Origin of the sequence: Sorangium sp. KYC3313, assembly GCF_052075895.1 — a bacterium.
Lineage (GTDB): Bacteria > Myxococcota_A > Polyangia > Polyangiales > Polyangiaceae > Sorangium > Sorangium cellulosum_B.
In genome coordinates this window covers 7,197,174-7,213,098 of the sequence record NZ_CP197255.1, presented here as the reverse complement: position 1 = coordinate 7,213,098, position 15,925 = coordinate 7,197,174, and the positions used below count along the sequence as shown (strand labels likewise).

Annotated in this window: 9 protein-coding genes; 5 read left to right on the top strand and 4 right to left on the bottom strand. The window is 71.1% G+C overall.

Annotated features, from left to right (window positions below):
* Nucleotides 1-200: 200 nt before the first annotated feature.
* Both ACSRUE_RS27850 and ACSRUE_RS27845 read left to right on the top strand, forming a co-directional pair.
* Nucleotides 201-1,616 carry a protein kinase domain-containing protein gene (locus ACSRUE_RS27850; RefSeq protein WP_441286248.1) on the top strand — a complete coding sequence of 472 codons (1,416 nt, stop codon included), beginning with the start codon at nt 201-203 and terminating at the stop codon, nt 1,614-1,616.
* Nucleotides 1,617-1,684: 68 nt separating this feature from the next.
* Nucleotides 1,685-2,677 (top strand): hypothetical protein, encoded by a 993-nt coding sequence (locus ACSRUE_RS27845; RefSeq protein ID WP_441286247.1) that lies wholly within the window; start codon nt 1,685-1,687, stop codon nt 2,675-2,677.
* 331 nt (nt 2,678-3,008) lie between these two features.
* On the opposite strand, the gene ACSRUE_RS27840 is transcribed toward ACSRUE_RS27845, so the two are convergent.
* Nucleotides 3,009-3,656: a cadmium resistance transporter gene (locus ACSRUE_RS27840; RefSeq protein ID WP_441286246.1), complete on the bottom strand. Its 648-nt coding sequence runs from the start codon at nt 3,654-3,656 to the stop codon at nt 3,009-3,011.
* 201 nt (nt 3,657-3,857) lie between these two features.
* On the opposite strand from ACSRUE_RS27840, the gene ACSRUE_RS27835 reads away from it, so the two are divergent.
* Together ACSRUE_RS27835 and ACSRUE_RS27830 are read left to right on the top strand one after the other, a co-directional pair.
* Entirely contained in the window at nt 3,858-6,320 is a 2,463-nt protein-coding gene (locus ACSRUE_RS27835; protein ID WP_441286245.1) for a heavy metal translocating P-type ATPase, read from the top strand.
* A 266-nt stretch (nt 6,321-6,586) separates the two neighbouring features.
* Nucleotides 6,587-8,539: an MYXO-CTERM sorting domain-containing protein gene (locus tag ACSRUE_RS27830; RefSeq protein ID WP_441286244.1), complete on the top strand. Its 1,953-nt coding sequence runs from the start codon at nt 6,587-6,589 to the stop codon at nt 8,537-8,539.
* A gap of 118 nt (nt 8,540-8,657) precedes the next feature.
* On the opposite strand, the gene ACSRUE_RS27825 is transcribed toward ACSRUE_RS27830, so the two are convergent.
* The 3 genes from ACSRUE_RS27825 to ACSRUE_RS27815 all read right to left on the bottom strand — a co-directional run bounded on the left by ACSRUE_RS27825 (nt 8,658) and on the right by ACSRUE_RS27815 (nt 13,855).
* Nucleotides 8,658-10,358 carry an RICIN domain-containing protein gene (locus tag ACSRUE_RS27825; RefSeq protein ID WP_441286243.1) on the bottom strand — a complete coding sequence of 567 codons (1,701 nt, stop codon included), beginning with the start codon at nt 10,356-10,358 and terminating at the stop codon, nt 8,658-8,660.
* A gap of 391 nt (nt 10,359-10,749) precedes the next feature.
* Nucleotides 10,750-12,132: a DUF1552 domain-containing protein gene (locus ACSRUE_RS27820; protein ID WP_441286242.1), complete on the bottom strand. Its 1,383-nt coding sequence runs from the start codon at nt 12,130-12,132 to the stop codon at nt 10,750-10,752.
* A 1-nt stretch (nt 12,133) separates the two neighbouring features.
* Complete coding sequence (locus ACSRUE_RS27815) at nt 12,134-13,855, bottom strand: DUF1592 domain-containing protein (protein ID WP_441286241.1); 1,722 nt, start codon at nt 13,853-13,855, stop codon at nt 12,134-12,136.
* A 920-nt stretch (nt 13,856-14,775) separates the two neighbouring features.
* On the opposite strand from ACSRUE_RS27815, the gene ACSRUE_RS27810 reads away from it, so the two are divergent.
* Nucleotides 14,776-15,900 carry a hypothetical protein gene (locus ACSRUE_RS27810; protein WP_441286240.1) on the top strand — a complete coding sequence of 375 codons (1,125 nt, stop codon included), beginning with the start codon at nt 14,776-14,778 and terminating at the stop codon, nt 15,898-15,900.
* The last annotated feature ends 25 nt before the right edge of the window (nt 15,901-15,925 follow it).

Here is a 15,925-nt window from a genome sequence, read left to right as displayed (position 1 = left end):
GTCGCGGAGGAGATGAGGTTGACCGCCGAGATGGAATGATGCTCCCATCAAGTCACACGGCTGTCACCGATCGTAATCAGGGGCGGGCGGGCATCGCCCTGGATTTTTACCGAAACACTGTAAACCGCGCTTCGATCCGTCGGTTCCTGAGTGCAGGCGTCGCGTACGCTGGTGTATAAGTTCGCCTGCTGGTGGAACCCATGTCGCTGAGTCTGGACGACGGGATGCTGTTTGCTGGCAGGTACCGCGTGGTGCGCGGAATCGCCAGCGGCGCGATGGGCGCGGTCTACGAGGTTCTGCACATCGAGACGGAGCGCCGGCGGGCACTCAAGGTGATGCACTCGCACCTCGCCGGCAACCCCGAGTTCCAGGCCCGGTTCAAGCTGGAGGCGCGCGTCGCCGCGCGCATCGAGAGCGACCACATCGTGGAGGTGTTCGACGCCGGGATCGACGCCGAGACCGGCAAGCCGTTCCTGGTGATGGAGCTGCTCCGCGGCACGCTGCTCGACGAGCGCCTCCGCCACGCCGGGCGCCTGCCGCCGGAAGAGGCCGTCACCTTCCTGCGCCAGACCGCCATTGCCCTCGACAAGACACACGCCGCCGGGGTCGTCCACCGCGACCTCAAGCCCGCGAACCTCTTCCTGACCGAGACCGACGACGGGGCGCCGCGGATCAAGGTGCTCGACTTCGGCATTGCCAAGCTCGTCGTCGAAACGGCGACGGACTCGGCGGCGACCGCGATCCTCGGCACGCCGCTCTACATGGCGCCCGAGCAATTCAGCGGCGAGTCGGTCTCGCGGGCTGCCGACATCTTCGCCCTCGGCATGATCGCGTACACGCTCCTCGTCGGCAAGGCGTACTGGCTGAACGACAGGCGGAAGTACGACAATGCGCTCGCTTTCGCGGCGCTCGCCGTGAACGGCCCTCAGGAGCCCGCGTCCGCGCGCGCGGACGCCGAGGGGGTGAAGCTGCCTCCCGCCTTCGACGCGTGGTTCACCAAGGTGACGGCCCGCGCCCCCGGGGCGCGCTTCGCCACCGCTTCGGCCGCGGTCGAGGCGCTCGCCGAGGTCTTCGACCTGCCCGCCGCGCCAGCGCGATCGTCGCGCCTGCTCCCCGCGGAGACGCCGAGCGGACGTGGGCCCCCGAGCTCCCGCTCATCGTCGCCGCCGAGCGGCGTCCAGCTCCCGACCGCGGCCGTGGTGACCGCGCTGCCCCCCACGAAGCAACGGAGTCGAGCCGCGATCACCGTCGCGGTGCTCGTCCTCCTCGGCGGCGGCGTTGGCGCCTTCGCCTCGCTGAGGCGCGGCGCGCTCCCCGCCGGCGCGAGCGCGGAGCCCGCGCAGACCGCGGGGGACGCGCGCTCGCCCGCCTCCGCGCCCCCTGACGTCCATCCGGCGCCGCCTCTCCCCGACGCCTCGGCGACAGCCACAGCGCCGAGCGTCGCGACGCCCGCTCCTGCGGCCTCCGTGCCGCTGGGCAAGGGCGGCCGCGCGCTCGCCCCCGCGACGGGGGCGGCGCTGCGGCCGCCGCCGCCAGCGCTCGGCTCACGGCGCAGGCTCGCGCCAGCCCCGTCGGCCGCAGCGCCGAGCCCTGAGCTGCTGTACAAGCCGGACTGAGCACGATGGCAGGGCGGACACCTCTTTGCCAGGAGCGAGCGGGAACGATGGTATTTGGCGGCTCACTCATGCGCTCCTCCTGGTTCCGGTCCATCTGCCTTGGCGTGCTGGGCGTCGCCGTCGCGGCGCCGGCCAGCGCGCAGGCGCTCGCCGTCGCGGAATCGCACTTCGACCGCGGGCTCGCCGACATGCTGGCAGGCCGGTACGAGACCGGCTGCCCTGCCCTCGCCGAAAGCCAGCGTCTCGATCCTCGCCCGGGGCGGCTATTCACGCTCGCCGAGTGCGAGGCCAAATGGGGGCGTATCGCGACCGCGGTCGCGCGCTACAACGACTATCTCGCGATGGTCGATCGCATGAGTGAGGCCGAGCGAGTCAAGCAGTCGGTGCGACACAAGATCGCGCTCGGGCAGCGCAGCGCGCTCGCGCCGCTCGTGCCACAGCTCACGCTGTCGCTGTCGCCGGGCGCGCCGGCGGGGACGCGCGTGCAGTGCGACGGCATGGCGCTGGAGCAACCCTCGCTCGGCGTCGCGCTCCCCGTCGATCCCGGAGAGCACGTCGTGACGACGCAGGCGCCGGGAGGGGCCGTGACCGAGACGCGATTCACGATCGACCGGTCGGAGTCGAGGGCGATCGTGCTCGAGGTGAAGCTTCCGGCGGGCGTCAAGCCGCCGCCCGCCGGACCGCCGGCGCCGGATCAGGGGCCCAGCGGCCTGCGGGTGGTCACCTACGTGGCGGGCGGGCTCGGCGTGGCCGGGCTGATCGTCGGATCGGTGACCGGGTGGATGGCGCTCGACGCGAGCGGCGTCGCGGCCGAGAACTGCAGGGACGTGAGCCCCGACCGGGCGCGATGCAAGCCCGACGGGCTCGACGCTGGCAACCGCGCGAAGCAGCTCGGGCTGGTGAGCACGGTCGGCTTCGGCGCCGGTGTGGCGCTCGCCGGCGCGTCGGCGCTGCTCTTCCTCCTGGAGCCATCCCCGCGCCGCCAGCCGTCGCCCGAGGTGAGCTGGGAGCTGACGGCGGGCCAGGCCGGTGGCGGCGTCGTGGTGCGTGGCCGCTGGTGACGCGGCTCGCGCGCGCCGCCGCGGGCCCATGAGCCGGCGCAACGGTTCGGCCCCACGGACCCGTCCTGCCAGGGATCTGTCTCGCGAGCGAAGAGAGAATTCAACGCAAAGACGCCAAGAGCGCAAAGGCCCAAACTGCATAAAGTTTGTTCTTTTTTGCGCCTTTGCGCCTTTGCGCCTTTGCGCCTTTGCGCCTTTGCGCCTTTGCGCCTTTGCGCCTTTGCGCCTTTGCGCCTTTGCGTTGAACTCTCTCTCCGGATCCCTGGCCGGACTCCGCGTGGGTGGAACTGGCGCCTCTCACCAAGGTGAGCTCACGGCGACCCCCGGGCGGCTACCCAGCACGGACAAGCACGAGGGCGCCGGACAGGATCCAGAGCCCGAGGCCGATCAAGACGAACGGCAGCGCCGCACGGCCGAAACGCCGGATGCGCGTGCCCAGGATCGGGTGGTTGACAAGGCGGTGCCCGAGCGCGCACCAGGCGCCGGTCATGACCGCGAACACGGCCGCGTGAAGCGGGATGTGCGCAGGGGAGCTGGAGAACAGTGGGATATACACGCCGAGGTTGTCCCCGCCGTTCGCGAGGGTCACGCTCGCCACGGCGATCACTTTGAAGCGCGACGCGCTGCTGCCATGGCGCCCGCGCGCGCTCTCCGCTGCGTCTGCTTCGTCCGCTCCGCTCGCCACGCCTGCTTCCCTGGCCCTGGAGCCCCGCCAACGCGCCCAGAGGCCCCTCAGGCCGAGCGCGAGGGGAGCCAGGCCGAGCAGGCCGATCCATCCGTCCGGCACGCGGACCGCGAGCAGCGCGCACGCGGCGCTCGCGATCACGAGCGCCGCGATGCCGAGGAACTGGCCGGCCACCACCTGAGCAGGGGCGAAGCCGGGATGCGCGAAGAACGCCGAGAGAAGGAGGATGTCATCGATGTTCGTGGACACGAACACGAGCACGCTCACCCCGAGGATCGGAAGGATCTGCTCCATGGCGCGCCCGCGGACGTACCACCTCCCGCGGCTCGCGTCCGCTCGGCGGGGCGCGGGCGCCGCGCGCGCCGCGGGCGTCGCTCCGCGCCGGCCGACGCCGGAGCGCAACCGGGCCTGCCGGGGTAGACCGTAATCACCGGAGCGACGGCGCGTCTGCGCAGGCGACAGGAGGCGAGCCACGAGCTCGTGTAAGGAGAATCCATGGCGACGATTCCCCAGCCCGTGCAGCCCACCAGCGCGAAGGCCGCGCCCGCCGCGCAGGGCGCCCGGACGGAGCTTCCGGTGCAGGGCATGACCTGCGCGGCGTGCGTGCGCCGCGTCGAGAAGGCGCTGCGCGCCGCGCCCGGCGTCCAGGATGCGGCCGTGAACCTGGTGACCCGGCGCGCGACGATCACCTACGACGCGCAGGCGACCACGCCGGCCGCGCTCGCCAGCGCCATCGTGGAGGCGGGATACGAGGTGCCCGAGGTCCCCCCGGCGGCGAGCGTCCCTGAAGCCGCCCCGATCACCGGCCTTCCCGCAGCCCCGCAGGCCGACGGCGTCCCCGCGAGCCCGCCGATCGCCGGCGTCCACGCGGCCTCCACGGCGCCCGAGCGCCCGGCGGCGACGGCGGACACCCCACCGCAGCGCCCGCAGTCGAGCGCAGCCGAGCGCGCCGCCGCCATGGACGCGGCCGAGCAGAAGGAGCAGCGGACGCTCCGGCGCGACGTCGCGATCGCCGCGCTGCTCACCGCGCCGCTGCTCGCCGTGGCCATGTCCCACGGCGCGATCCCGGCGTTCGAAGGCGCCTCCGCGCGCTGGCTCTCGCTCGCGCTCGCGACGATCGTGGTCTTCGGGCCGGGGCGCCGGTTCTTTCGCCTCGCCTGGAGCGCGCTCCGGCACCGCGCCGCGGACATGAACACCCTCGTGAGCCTCGGGACCGGCGCCGCCTGGCTCTACTCGACCGCCGCGGTCGCGGCCCCCGGCCTCTTCCCGCACGCCGAGCACGGCCACGCGCCGCCCGTCTACTTCGAGGCCGCGGCCGCGATCGTCACCTTCGTGCTGCTCGGCAAGCTCCTCGAGACGCGCGCGCGGAAGCGGCTCGCCGACGCCGTGCGCGGGCTCGTGGCGCTCCAGCCGAAGACGGCCCGGCGCGTCCGCGGCGACGCCGAAGACGAAGTGCCCGCGTCCTCGCTCGCCCCGGGCGACCTCGTGCGGGTGCGGCCCGGCGAGCGCATCGCGACCGACGGCGAGGTGGTCGACGGCGCGTCCGCTGTCGACGAGGCGATGCTCACCGGCGAGAGCATGCCCATCGACAAGACGGCGGGCTCGGCCGTGCTCGGCGGGACGCTCAACCAGAGCGGCGCCCTCGTCTTCCGCGTCACGAAGACCGGCGCGGACACCGCGCTCGCGCGCATCGTCGAGGCCGTCGAGCAGGCGCAGGGGTCGCGCGCGCCGATCGCGCGCCTCGCCGACGTGGTGAGCGGCGTCTTCGTGCCCGTCGTCCTCGGCTTCGCGTCGCTCGCCTTCGCCGCGTGGCTCGCGATCGACCCGACCGGCGCCGGGCTCGCCACGGCGGTCGAGCGGTTCGTCGCCGTGCTCGTGATCGCCTGCCCGTGCGCGCTCGGGCTGGCCACGCCGGCCGCCGTGGCCGTCGGGACAGGGCGCGGCGCGGAGCTCGGCGTCCTCGTCAAGGGCGGCGCGGCGCTCGAGGCGGCGAGCCGTGTCGACACGGTGCTGCTCGACAAGACCGGGACCCTGACCTCGGGTCGGCCCGAGCTCACGGACGTCGTGGACCTCACGGGCCACGGCGAGGCGGCGCTCCTCGGCCTCGTGGCGGCCGCCGAGCGCGAGAGCGAGCACCCGGTCGCGCGGGCGATCGTCGAGGGCGCCCGCGGCCGCGGGGTCGGCATGGCGCCGGCCTCGGCGTTCCGCGCGGAGATCGGCCACGGCATCGAGGCGCGCGTCTCGGGGCGCCTCGTCCGCATCGGGACCGCGGCGTGGCTGAAGCGGGCGGGCGTCGACACGGCCGCGCTGGAGGCCGAGGCCGATCGCCTGGCCGCGCTGGGCCGCACGCCGTCGTTCGTGGCCGTCGATGGGCGGCTCGCGGGCCTCGTCGCGGTCGCCGATCGGCCCACCGAGGAGGCGCGCCGCGCCGTCGCGGCCATGGCCGAGCTCGGCGTCGAGGTGGCGATGGTGACCGGCGATCGGGCGGGCGCCGCGCACACCGTCGCCGATGAGCTCGGCATCCGCGCCGTGTTCGCGGAGGTGAGGCCCGAGGACAAGGCGAGGATCGTCCGCGAGCAGCGGGCCGCCGGTCGCAGGGTGGCCATGGTCGGCGACGGCATCAACGACGCGCCCGCGCTCGCCAGCGCGGACGTGGGGATCGCCCTGGGCACCGGCACCGACATCGCCGTCGCTTCCGCGGACGTGGCGCTGATCCGCGGCGGGATCGCGGGCCTGCCGGTGGCGCTCGGGCTCGCCCGCGCCACCCTGCGGACGATCCGGCAGAACCTGTTCTGGGCGTTCATCTACAACGTGATCGGCATCCCGATCGCGGCGGGCCTGCTTTACCCGTTCACCGGATGGCTCCTGTCGCCCGTCCTCGCGAGCGCGGCGATGTCGCTGTCGAGCGTGTCGGTGCTCACCAACTCCCTCCGGCTCCGCGGGTTCGGTCGAACGTAGACCGGCACGCGCGGGCATGTACCGGCGGACACAGCAAAAGCGGCGCGTTCCTGTCACCTTTGCAGCCCAACGCGGTAAAGCAAGAAGCCGACGAGCAGCGCGCTCGTCGCGCTGTTATCCCGAGCAGCCGGCTCGTCGCGCCAGCGAAGCGCTCGGCCCGGGCGCCAGCGCGTCGCTCCGCTTCACGCCCGCTCGCAGGGCGGCTACCCGGTGAGTGAATGATCGGAGCGGCGGATGCACCGAAGCGTTCAAAATACGGAGGATCCATGAGAGCTTATCGCCAGCATATTGGCACAGCCATTGCTTTTGCCCTGTCCCTCTCGGCCCACGCCGCCGATGCCGCCGTCACCGTCGGGCTCATCGCGCCGACCAACGAGATCATCGAGAGCAGCACGATCCCGGTGCACGCGACGGCGTCGTCCCCCGAGGACATCTACTATGTCGAGGCGGAGTTCGAAGGGCTCACCATCGAGCTCACGCCGACGGAAGGGGGTCATTTCCAGGGAGCGTTCGACCTCGGCGAGCTCGCGGGCGAGCTCGCCTATGGGCCCCACGTCGTGACGGTCCACGCGTACAGCACGCTTGGCGAGGTGGCGAGCGCGCAGGGCACCGTACACCGGTACGCGCCGCCGACGCTTGGATGGAACGCTGTCGTCCACGACACCCTCACCGACGGCTGGCGCTTCGCCGCGAAGTGCATCCCGACGCCGCCGTACGCGTGCAAGAGCCTTCGGGCGAGGTTCCAGACCGACAACGGAAGCTACGAGCTCCTCGCCGAGCCGGAGTTTCCCGTCCCGCAGCCTGTGCCGGGGCGCCTCTACGTACTGGAGGGGATGTACGACGGCCGCATGATCCCGTCGGGTAGAACGTACACGCTCACGATCGAGGTGGACGACTACATCGGGCCCACCATCACGAAGACCATCGGCCCCATCTACGTCGAGCGGAGCCCGAGGCTCACCGCCGTCCAGCGCGCGCCCGGCACCATCCTCGATTTCGACGCCGCGCGGATCCTCTTCCGGGACCTGTACCAGCGCCTCGGGATCTTCGACCGCGCCACGCAGCAGGTGACCTGGATCGCGACCATCCCGCAAGGAGATCTGCCGATCAGCGAGGTCTACGGGGCGCTCACGCCGTCCGGGTCCGTGCACCAGTCGACGACGGGCCACATCCTCGCCTGGGTCGACGGCGCCCGGCGCACCATCACGAGCGGGGCGCGCCTCGACGCGGTGAACGGCGACAACATCGTGTGGACGACGTACAGCGACGACTGGGCCGTCGCGACCTCGCTGTCGGCGGGGACGAGCAGGACCCTCTGGCGCATCGACGGGAGCAGGTCGCCGTTCCAGGCCGACATCACCCCTTCCGGCGGCGTCTATTTCGGCACCTACGAGGATTCCGCCATCGTCGGGCCGAGCGGGGTGCGCCTCGGCGATCACGAGGGGAACCTGCAGCGGCCGATCACCGACGGGACGAACGTCGCCGGCCGGTGGTGGGACGGCATGACGAGCTCGAGCTACCTGTACACGGCGGAGGGCGAAGAGGTGTTCCTGGGCGACTCGATCACCGGCACCTCGGCCGGGCTGCTGGTTCATGCGGGCCACGCCGCCTTCCTGAAGAGCGACGGCGCCGTCAACCAGGTCTGGCTGCGGACCCCCGACGGCGAGCAGCATCAGATCAGCGATTTCACGACGTCGAGCCAGTTCGATCAGGTGAAGCTCCGGGTCGGCCACGACGGCATCAGCGACACCGGCGAGGTCCTCTTCCTGAACGGCGGCAAGCGCTATCTGGGCCGGGCGGGGGGCGCGCCCGAGGCCATCGGCTCGTCCCTCGGACACGGTCGCTGGCTCGATGGGAGCTGGTATGTGACCATCGGCAACACGATCTTCCAGGTCTCGAGCGAGCAGGGCGCCGTCGCGCAGCTCGCCGCGCCGGGGAGCGCGGAGTTCGCGCCGGAAGAGGGCCTGGGCGGCGGGCGCGAGGTGCTGTCCACCGCGTTCGCCGTGGACGAGGTGCTCGATGAGCCCGTGTGGGCTCGCGATCTGCACGAGCCGGACGCGCTGCCGGCGTCGGCCGACGCGGACACGGACGGCAACGTCGCGCCGGCCGCGGCCGGGTGCAGCGCCTCTGGCCCGGCGGGCTCCGCGGGCAGCGCCGCCGCGCTCGCGGCGGCGGTCGCGGGCCTCGTGCTCGGGCGGCGGCGGCGCGCGCGGTCGTAGCGCGCCGCGAGCCTCCCTCCCGGCCCGGTCGACCTCGATCGGGCCGGCCCGCCGCGCTCATCGTCGCCGGCCGCGTCGCGGCCCCGCCCTCGCGGCCGCCCCGCCCGTCATCCACCCATCACTCGGCGACGACGATCTGCCATCGCTGCTCCTCGCCGCCGCCGCCCCCCCGCTGCTCGATCGCGGCGGCGTCCTCGGCGGAGCCCTGGTAGACCCCGATCAGCTTGCCGCTCTTCTTGTTCCTGATCTGGAAATCACCGCCGCCCAGATCGATGAACAGCCACGCCTGGTTGTCGCCGTCATGGTTCTCCCATTGCACCAGCGCGACCCCGTCGCTCGTCGACTCGTCAGGGACATCCAGCACCTTGCCGCTCTTGACGTTGGTCAGCCGGAAGTAGCCCGATCCATTGTAGTTGAAGCTCCATTTCTGGCTGTCTCCTCCCCTGTCCGCGTTCTGGACGACGTCCGCCCCGTCCTCGCCCGACGCGCCGACGACATCCATCACCTTGCCGCTCTTCTTGTTGACGAGCTTGAAATTGTTCGTCGCGCCGGCGACGGCGCCCGCCGACGTGTCGATGGTCAGCGTGTTGTTCCAGCGCATGCTCATGGTGGTGTCCGACGGGAAGGAGATCGGCTGCCAGACGTACGTCGAGTTGTTGACCGGTCCGCTCCAGGCCCCTGCCCACCGGTCTCCCATGTACAGGTAGGCCGTCCCGGAGCTGCCCTGGACCGGGAGCACGTAAGTCGACTGGGAGTGGTAGGTCGTGCCGTCACCGACGTTGGTCATCGCCGACCAGCCCCTGTCGAGAGAGCGGGACGTCGCGTACTTGGCCTGGTTGGGCGACCAGCCCGTGGCGCCGGAGGTCAGCAGGAAATAGGTGCCGTTCCGCTTGAACAACGCCGGCGCCTCCCGGTGCCCGCCGGGGAAGAGCGTGGCGGAGAGGCGGGCGATGGACAGGTAGTCGGGGGCCAGCTCGTAGAGGTTGAGATCGTAGTTTTCGTTCGTGGCGGAGATGAAATAGGCCTTGGCGTCATCATCGACGAAGAGCCCGCAGTCGCGGGACATGTACCCGGGCTTGCCGTGATCGGTCACCCCGCTGCCGGCGAGCGGCCGGAAGCTGCCGTGATACGTGTAGTCGCCGTCCACGGTGCTCGAGCTCGCGACCGCGGCGCGGGCCTCGCCGTAGTTCACCCCGTTTTCCCAGTGCATCCACATCACGAATCTGTCCGTGGACGCGTTGTAGACCACCTTCGGGCGCTCGATGTTGGCCGGATCGAGGTCCTTGTCCGAGTCCATCGTCAGGACATGGTTCCTGAACTCCCAGCGCCGCAGATCGGTCGAGCGATAGCAGGAGACGGCATAGAACGTCCCGTCCGGGTTCCGGTTCTCCCCGAACCAGTAGTAATGGTCGCCCACCCGGATCACCCCGCCCCCGTGCGCCTGGATGGGCTTGCCCGAGGTGTCGGCCCATTGGATCCCGTTGACCAGGGGGCCGACCGCCGGCGGCAGCTCCGGTCCCCCACCCTCGCCAGGCGCCCCGCCGCCGCCGGACGACGCGCCGACCGACGCGCCGGAGGCGCCGGGCGCCCCGCCCGCCGAAGCGCTGGAAGTGCCGGGCGCCCCGCCGCCGCCGGACGACGCGCCGACCGACGCGCCGGAGGCGCCGGGCGCCCCGCCGCCGCCGGACGACGCGCCGACCGACGCGCCGCTGCCCTCCGATGAGCGCCCAGGGAGCTCTTCCGAGCCGGAAGCGCAAGACGCGACGCCGAGCCCCACGACCAGCAGGCCCATCACCGGAGACAAGGAACCGAAACGCATGACGCCCTCCAGAAAGAGCGAGATCTCGGTGCCTTCAACCGGACGAGTCAAGTCCTTCCCGCGCGCAGCGGCCTGGGTGATTTGATCCGCTCTCGTGCGATCTGTCCGCCTGCGTCACGGGAGAGATCTCGGCCGCGCGCTCGTGGCCCGATCAGGCCCTCGCCGCGGGGATCGCCGCCGCTCCGCGCGGGGCGGCGGTGGGTAGCCCAGCGGTGGTAGCTCTACTGCGGGAAGTCGGCCGAGGAAGCGAACCGCCAAGCCGCCAAGGGCGCCGAGAACGCACGACCTGCGCGGGCCATTCGACGACTTCGCCGACGTGCTGGTGATCGGCGGCGGCCCCGCCGGCGCGTGGGCCGCGCCGGGGGCCGCGGCGAGCTCTGGCAGGCGGGACTCAGGTGAGCGAGGGAAGCGCGCCGGTGCTGTACTGGGGGTCGCCGAAGGTCTTGTCGTCGGTCCCCATCGCGTTCGCGATCGTGACGAGAAGATCGTTGTGCTGGCGGGCAGAGCCGCCGTTCGCCAGATAGTCCACGAAGCGGCCGGTGCGGAAGACCCCGCCCGCGCTGCCGGCGAGCAAGAACGGGATGTTCGTGAGGGCGTGCTGCCTCGACTCGCCGATCTCGGTGACCCACAGGACGACGGTGTTGTCGAGGAGCGTGCGATCCCCCTCCGCGTACGAGTCGAGCTTCCCGAGCAGGTAGGCGAGCTGCTCCGCGAGCCACGTGTGGATCTTCATGTACTTCTCGTCACCCGCCGCGTTCCACTCGTGGGAGATGGCATGGTGATTCTGCGTGAGACCGAGGAACGGGTAGAGGTGCTCGCTCTCGGCGTACGACCACTGGATCGTGGCGATCCGGGTGAGGTCGCACGCGAGCGCCGCGGCCATCATGTCCATCTGGAGCTTGCCGATGGCGGGCATGTTGTCGTCCTTCGAGAGGTCGATGCGGTCGCCCAGCGCCGGGGCCTGGCAGCTCGTGGTCGGGGTGCCGCCCCCGCCGGTCGAGGAGCCGCCGCCGGCCAGGCGCGCCTCGATGTCCCGGATCGACTGCAGGTGAGAGTCGAGCTTGAGGCGATCTTCCTTGCCGATGCGAGGCCGCACGTCGGCGATGTCCTCGCGGAGGAGATCGAACACGGTCCGCCGCTGCGCGCGGAGCCGATCCAGCGCGGTGGACCCGCCCTGGTCCTGGCCCTGGCCAGGCACCGAGGCCCCGAAGAGCTGCTGGAACGTATCGTAAGGGTCCTCGCGGGGGGGGATGGGCTGGTCCGGCCCGGCGTAGCTGAGCCGACCGCGCACCTCCGCGTCACGGACCTGGACGCCGAGCTCCAGGGTCCGGAACAGCGTCTGGGGCTTCAGCTTGTTCGCGATGTGCTGATCGAGCGAGATCCCCGACGACCAGCCGGCGTTGGTGGACATGAAGCTCTTGAAGTTGCCCTTGAGCAGCGCCCGCCCCGTCAGCAGCCCCCCGATGCCCCGAGCGTGCTCGGAGCCGATGTTGGAGTTGACCACGACGTTCATGTTGACCCCGCGCAGCGGGATAATCTTCGACTTGAACGGCGAGAGCGGCTGGAGCAGCGGGCTCAGCGTGAAGTTGGTCTCGGTCCCCGTGGGCATCCATTTCGACTCCATGGTGCCGTTCGGCGTATAGAACACCACGAAGCGCTTGGGCGCGGCGGCCTCTTGCCCGCGGGCCAGCTCGGAGTTCAGCAGCGGAATCGTCGCCGTCGCGGCCAGCGCGCCCTGGAGCATCCGCCGTCGAGAGATCATTCGCGGTCTCATGTCACTCCTCCTCTGCGATCGCGCTGCGGTACAGGAACGCGTCGGTCTGCGTCGTCGCCACGATGAGCTCCACGAGATCGCCCTCCGAGCCGTGGAACCCTGCGCGCAGCCCGTCGAGCGAGCACTCGTCGTCGACGTTCTCGAAGCGGCCCGCCGTGTAGCGGAACCATTGCGTCGCGAGGCACTCGCGGACCTGCGCGCTCCCGGCGAGCTTCTCCGCCAGCTGGCGAACGCCGACGAACGAGCCGTCCATGTCATCGGACAGGACCATCTCGCCGGAGACATCGATCACCTGCCCCCCCTCCTCGGTGCGGTACGCGCCCACGGCATCGAAGTTCTCGAACGCGAAGCCGATCGGATCCATCAGCTGATGGCAGCCGGCGCACCTGGCATTGGAGGCATGCTGGTTGAACCGCTGACGAGCGGTGACGCCCTCGTCGCCGGTGGGCGGCGTGAGGTCGACGTCGTTAGGAGGAGGCGGCGGGTCCTGGCACATGAACTTCGCGCGGATGGCCTTGCCGCGCAGCACCGGAGAGGTCTGATCGGGGTGCGCGTGGACGGCCAGGAACGCGGGCTGCGTGAGCACCCCCGCGCGCTGGTCCGGCGGGAGCTCCACGAGCTGGGGTGTGGTCGAGCCGGGCGGGACCGTCACGCCATAGAGCTCGGCGACGGACTCGGTGGCAAAGCCGACGGGCAGCGTGAGCAGGCTCGAGAGCTTGTGGTCCCCGGACCACAGCACGTGCTCGACGAACGCGGGAGTCTCCGCGCTGATCCCCGCGACGAGCTCGTCGTCGTACCCGGGGAACTTGCTCTCCTCCTTGACGATGGTCCCGAGCTTCCCGAGGTTGAGCCATTGCTTGTAGAACTCCGTGATGGCCCGGCGTGCCCGCGGGTGCTCCAGCATCTGGCGGGTTCGCTCGGCGAGCTGCTCGCGGGTATCGAGCAGGCCCGCCTCGGCGGCATCGAGCAGCTCGTCGTCGGGGCCGGACGCCCAGACGAGGTACGACAGGCGCGACGCCATCTCGTACGGGTCGAGTCGCACCCGCGACGAGGAGGCATCGAGATCGTGACGCAGCTCCAGGCGGAACAGGAATTTCGGCGACTGCAGCGCGGCCCGGATGACGACCTCGATGCCCTCACGGAACGACCCGTCGGTGCGCCCCGCGGCGTAGGCGCGCATCAGCCGGTCGACGTCCGACGTCTCGAGCGGTCGACGGTACGCGCGACGGCCGAAGTCCTGGACGAATTGCCGCGCGCACGCCTCCTCCTGGGTGACTTGCCCCTCGACCGCGGCCGGATCACACGGCACGAGCTTCGACAGATCGCCCGCGACGGCCTCGGTCGCGAGCGCCTCGGCAGCCAGGAGGTATTTCTCCGCGTGCAGCGCAGACACGGTCAGCACCGTCGCGTTGTTGTTGAAGCCGCCGGCGATCTCATCCGGGGGGAATTGATCGGCAGGGGTGAGGGACGTTCCGAGGAGATCTCGGACCGTGTTGTTGTATTCGAATCGCGTCAAACGCCGCTGCGGCGCGAGGATCCGCTCGGCGCCGCAGACCGGGGGATCCCCCTGTCCGGACGTCGAGCCGTCCTCCCCGGAGCCGGAGCCGGAGCCGGAGCCCGCCGCTCCGATCTGCCCGTTACCGCACCCGGCTACGGCCGTCAGCGCGAGCGTCGCTATGAGCGCGTGACCGGCTCGCCAGCGACGATATCCTAAGTCAGCCATACCGTGACCTCCTACCGTCGGTCACAACCTACGTTGAAGCCTCGCCAGACGTCAAGCGCTGCTCCCATCAATTCACGGCGCCAGACGCCCACGTTCAATTGCCGGACAGCGGTCAACAACGGACCATCCGCTGGCGAAGTCTGATACTGCCCGAAGACTCCACTCCCGTCATATTATGGACCGACTGGCCGTCACTTGACGCGGTACGCGCCGCGTTAGACCAGCAGAACCGGGCGCACTGCGGCCTAAATAGCGAGACGAGAGCGCGACTCCGTCGCACCTCTCCAGGCCACCCACGCCGCGCACACGAGTAGTCATTGGAAGAATTCCCGCTCCGGCGCGTATTGATCACGAACCGCCGAAAGCTCTCCAATTTTGATCAGCGACGTCACGCGCGCCGCGCGCCTCGCGGCGTCACGGCGCGGGGGAGACATCGCAGATCACCTGGGGCGCCTCGTGCCCGTGGACGACGCGCAGGCTCGGGTGGGCGCGGATGAGCTCGCCCTCGCCGGTCACGATCTCCACCCCGCGGGGGAGCTCGCCGAGGCCGGCGGCGTGATCGCCATGAACGTGGGTCAGGTGGATCGGACGCGGGCGCGAGCCGAAGCGCGCGAGCTGCGACGCCCATGGCGCTCGCGCTCCAGCCCGACGTGGAGCGCCCTGCCGGCGCTGCGCGCGGTCTTCGATCCCATGATCCGCCAGATGCGCGAGGACGAACCGTCTCCGCTGCGCGTGGCGACGTCCGACGACGGCACCCTGGCCAGCGCCAGCGCGAGAGGCCGCTCCAGGGCGTCCACAGGCGCCTCCAACGTTCGTGTGGATCGCGTTGCGGGCGCGATTCGACCGGAGCGCGCGAAAGCGCCGCTCAGGCGCTCGACGGCCTCCGTGCCGGTTCGACTCCGCACCTGCTATGCTGACGCATGGGTCAACGCGTGGTCGCGGTGCTCGGCTGGCTGCTCGCCCTCCTGGTCGTTCCGTCCGGCTGCCATCCCCCGCCGACACGGGCACCGGCCGCGCTGCCCGCGCGCGCGACTCCGATCCAGCACGCGGCGCCGACCCCGCGCGATCCGTCGGCCGTGGTTGACCCGGACGATGATGCCGGTATCGCCGCGGCGCTCGCCGGCCACGGGCTCGATGGATGGATGCACGGCGCGGCGCCTGCGTCCGGTCTCTTCGTATTCACCTACCGGCTCCCGCACGACTTCTTCCGTTACGCTGACTTTCCGATGATCCCGGGGTCGCCGGAGGTCGCGCGGGAGCTCGGCGGGCTCCAGCGGCATGACCGGCTGCGCGTGTTCGGCAGCCTCGAGAAGAAGGGCCCCCAGCGCCATGTCCGCGTGCGCCGCATCGAGGTGATCACGCGGTTTTCCTCCGGCGTGGACGCGCCATCGTATGCGCACGACACGACCACGCACGCGGCGCTCCTCGGGGGGCGCGAGCTCGTGGGTCGTGTGCACGGCGTCGACGCCGACGGCAAGGTCCTCGTGGTCGAGCTCGCAGACAAGGTGGTGCCGGTCTTCGTCACCCGCCCGGAGCACGTCCGAGACCTGTGGCGCAATGACAAGATCCGGTTGCATTACGTGATCGCCGAGCACCCCGATCGCCCGATCCACCTGCGGCTCGATCCGGCCGTCTCGACGCCGATCGAGGTGCTGGAGCGCGTGCAGGCCGGTCATGGCCATCCGATCGAGCTGGAGGGCGATCTCGTGCTCTTCCCGAAGAGCCCGCAAATCAAATTCGACATCTGGGCGCTGCGCGTCGTCGACAGGGATCGCGTGGAGCGCGAGTATACGCTCGTCAATTTCACCGATCCGGAGCTCTTCAAGGCGATCCGCGACAAACTCGCGCGGGGCTGGGCGGCGCACCCCGGCACCCCGGTGGACGCGCGCAACAAGCTCATCAAACCAGGCCTGCGCGTGCGCGCGAGGGGCGTGCTCAACGTGATCTCGCCGGCGCAGGCCAACCCGCAGATCTTGCTGTCGTCGGAGGGCGCGGTCGAGGTGCTCGGAGCTCGATCAGGCGGCGCGCCGCCTCCTGTCAATTGATCGGTCCGGCGCCGAGCTCGATCAA

What these genes read in the sequence shown, in the direction of transcription:
- ACSRUE_RS27850 (WP_441286248.1), top strand. Translation starts at nt 201, where the DNA reads ATGTCGCTGAGTCTGGACGACGGGATGCTGTTTGCTGGCAGGTACCGC.
- ACSRUE_RS27845 (WP_441286247.1), top strand. Translation starts at nt 1,685, where the DNA reads ATGCGCTCCTCCTGGTTCCGGTCCATCTGCCTTGGCGTGCTGGGCGTC.
- ACSRUE_RS27840 (WP_441286246.1), bottom strand. Translation starts at nt 3,656, where the DNA reads ATGGAGCAGATCCTTCCGATCCTCGGGGTGAGCGTGCTCGTGTTCGTG.
- ACSRUE_RS27835 (WP_441286245.1), top strand. Translation starts at nt 3,858, where the DNA reads ATGGCGACGATTCCCCAGCCCGTGCAGCCCACCAGCGCGAAGGCCGCG.
- ACSRUE_RS27830 (WP_441286244.1), top strand. Translation starts at nt 6,587, where the DNA reads ATGAGAGCTTATCGCCAGCATATTGGCACAGCCATTGCTTTTGCCCTG.
- ACSRUE_RS27825 (WP_441286243.1), bottom strand. Translation starts at nt 10,358, where the DNA reads ATGCGTTTCGGTTCCTTGTCTCCGGTGATGGGCCTGCTGGTCGTGGGG.
- ACSRUE_RS27820 (WP_441286242.1), bottom strand. Translation starts at nt 12,132, where the DNA reads ATGAGACCGCGAATGATCTCTCGACGGCGGATGCTCCAGGGCGCGCTG.
- ACSRUE_RS27815 (WP_441286241.1), bottom strand. Translation starts at nt 13,855, where the DNA reads ATGGCTGACTTAGGATATCGTCGCTGGCGAGCCGGTCACGCGCTCATA.
- ACSRUE_RS27810 (WP_441286240.1), top strand. Translation starts at nt 14,776, where the DNA reads ATGGGTCAACGCGTGGTCGCGGTGCTCGGCTGGCTGCTCGCCCTCCTG.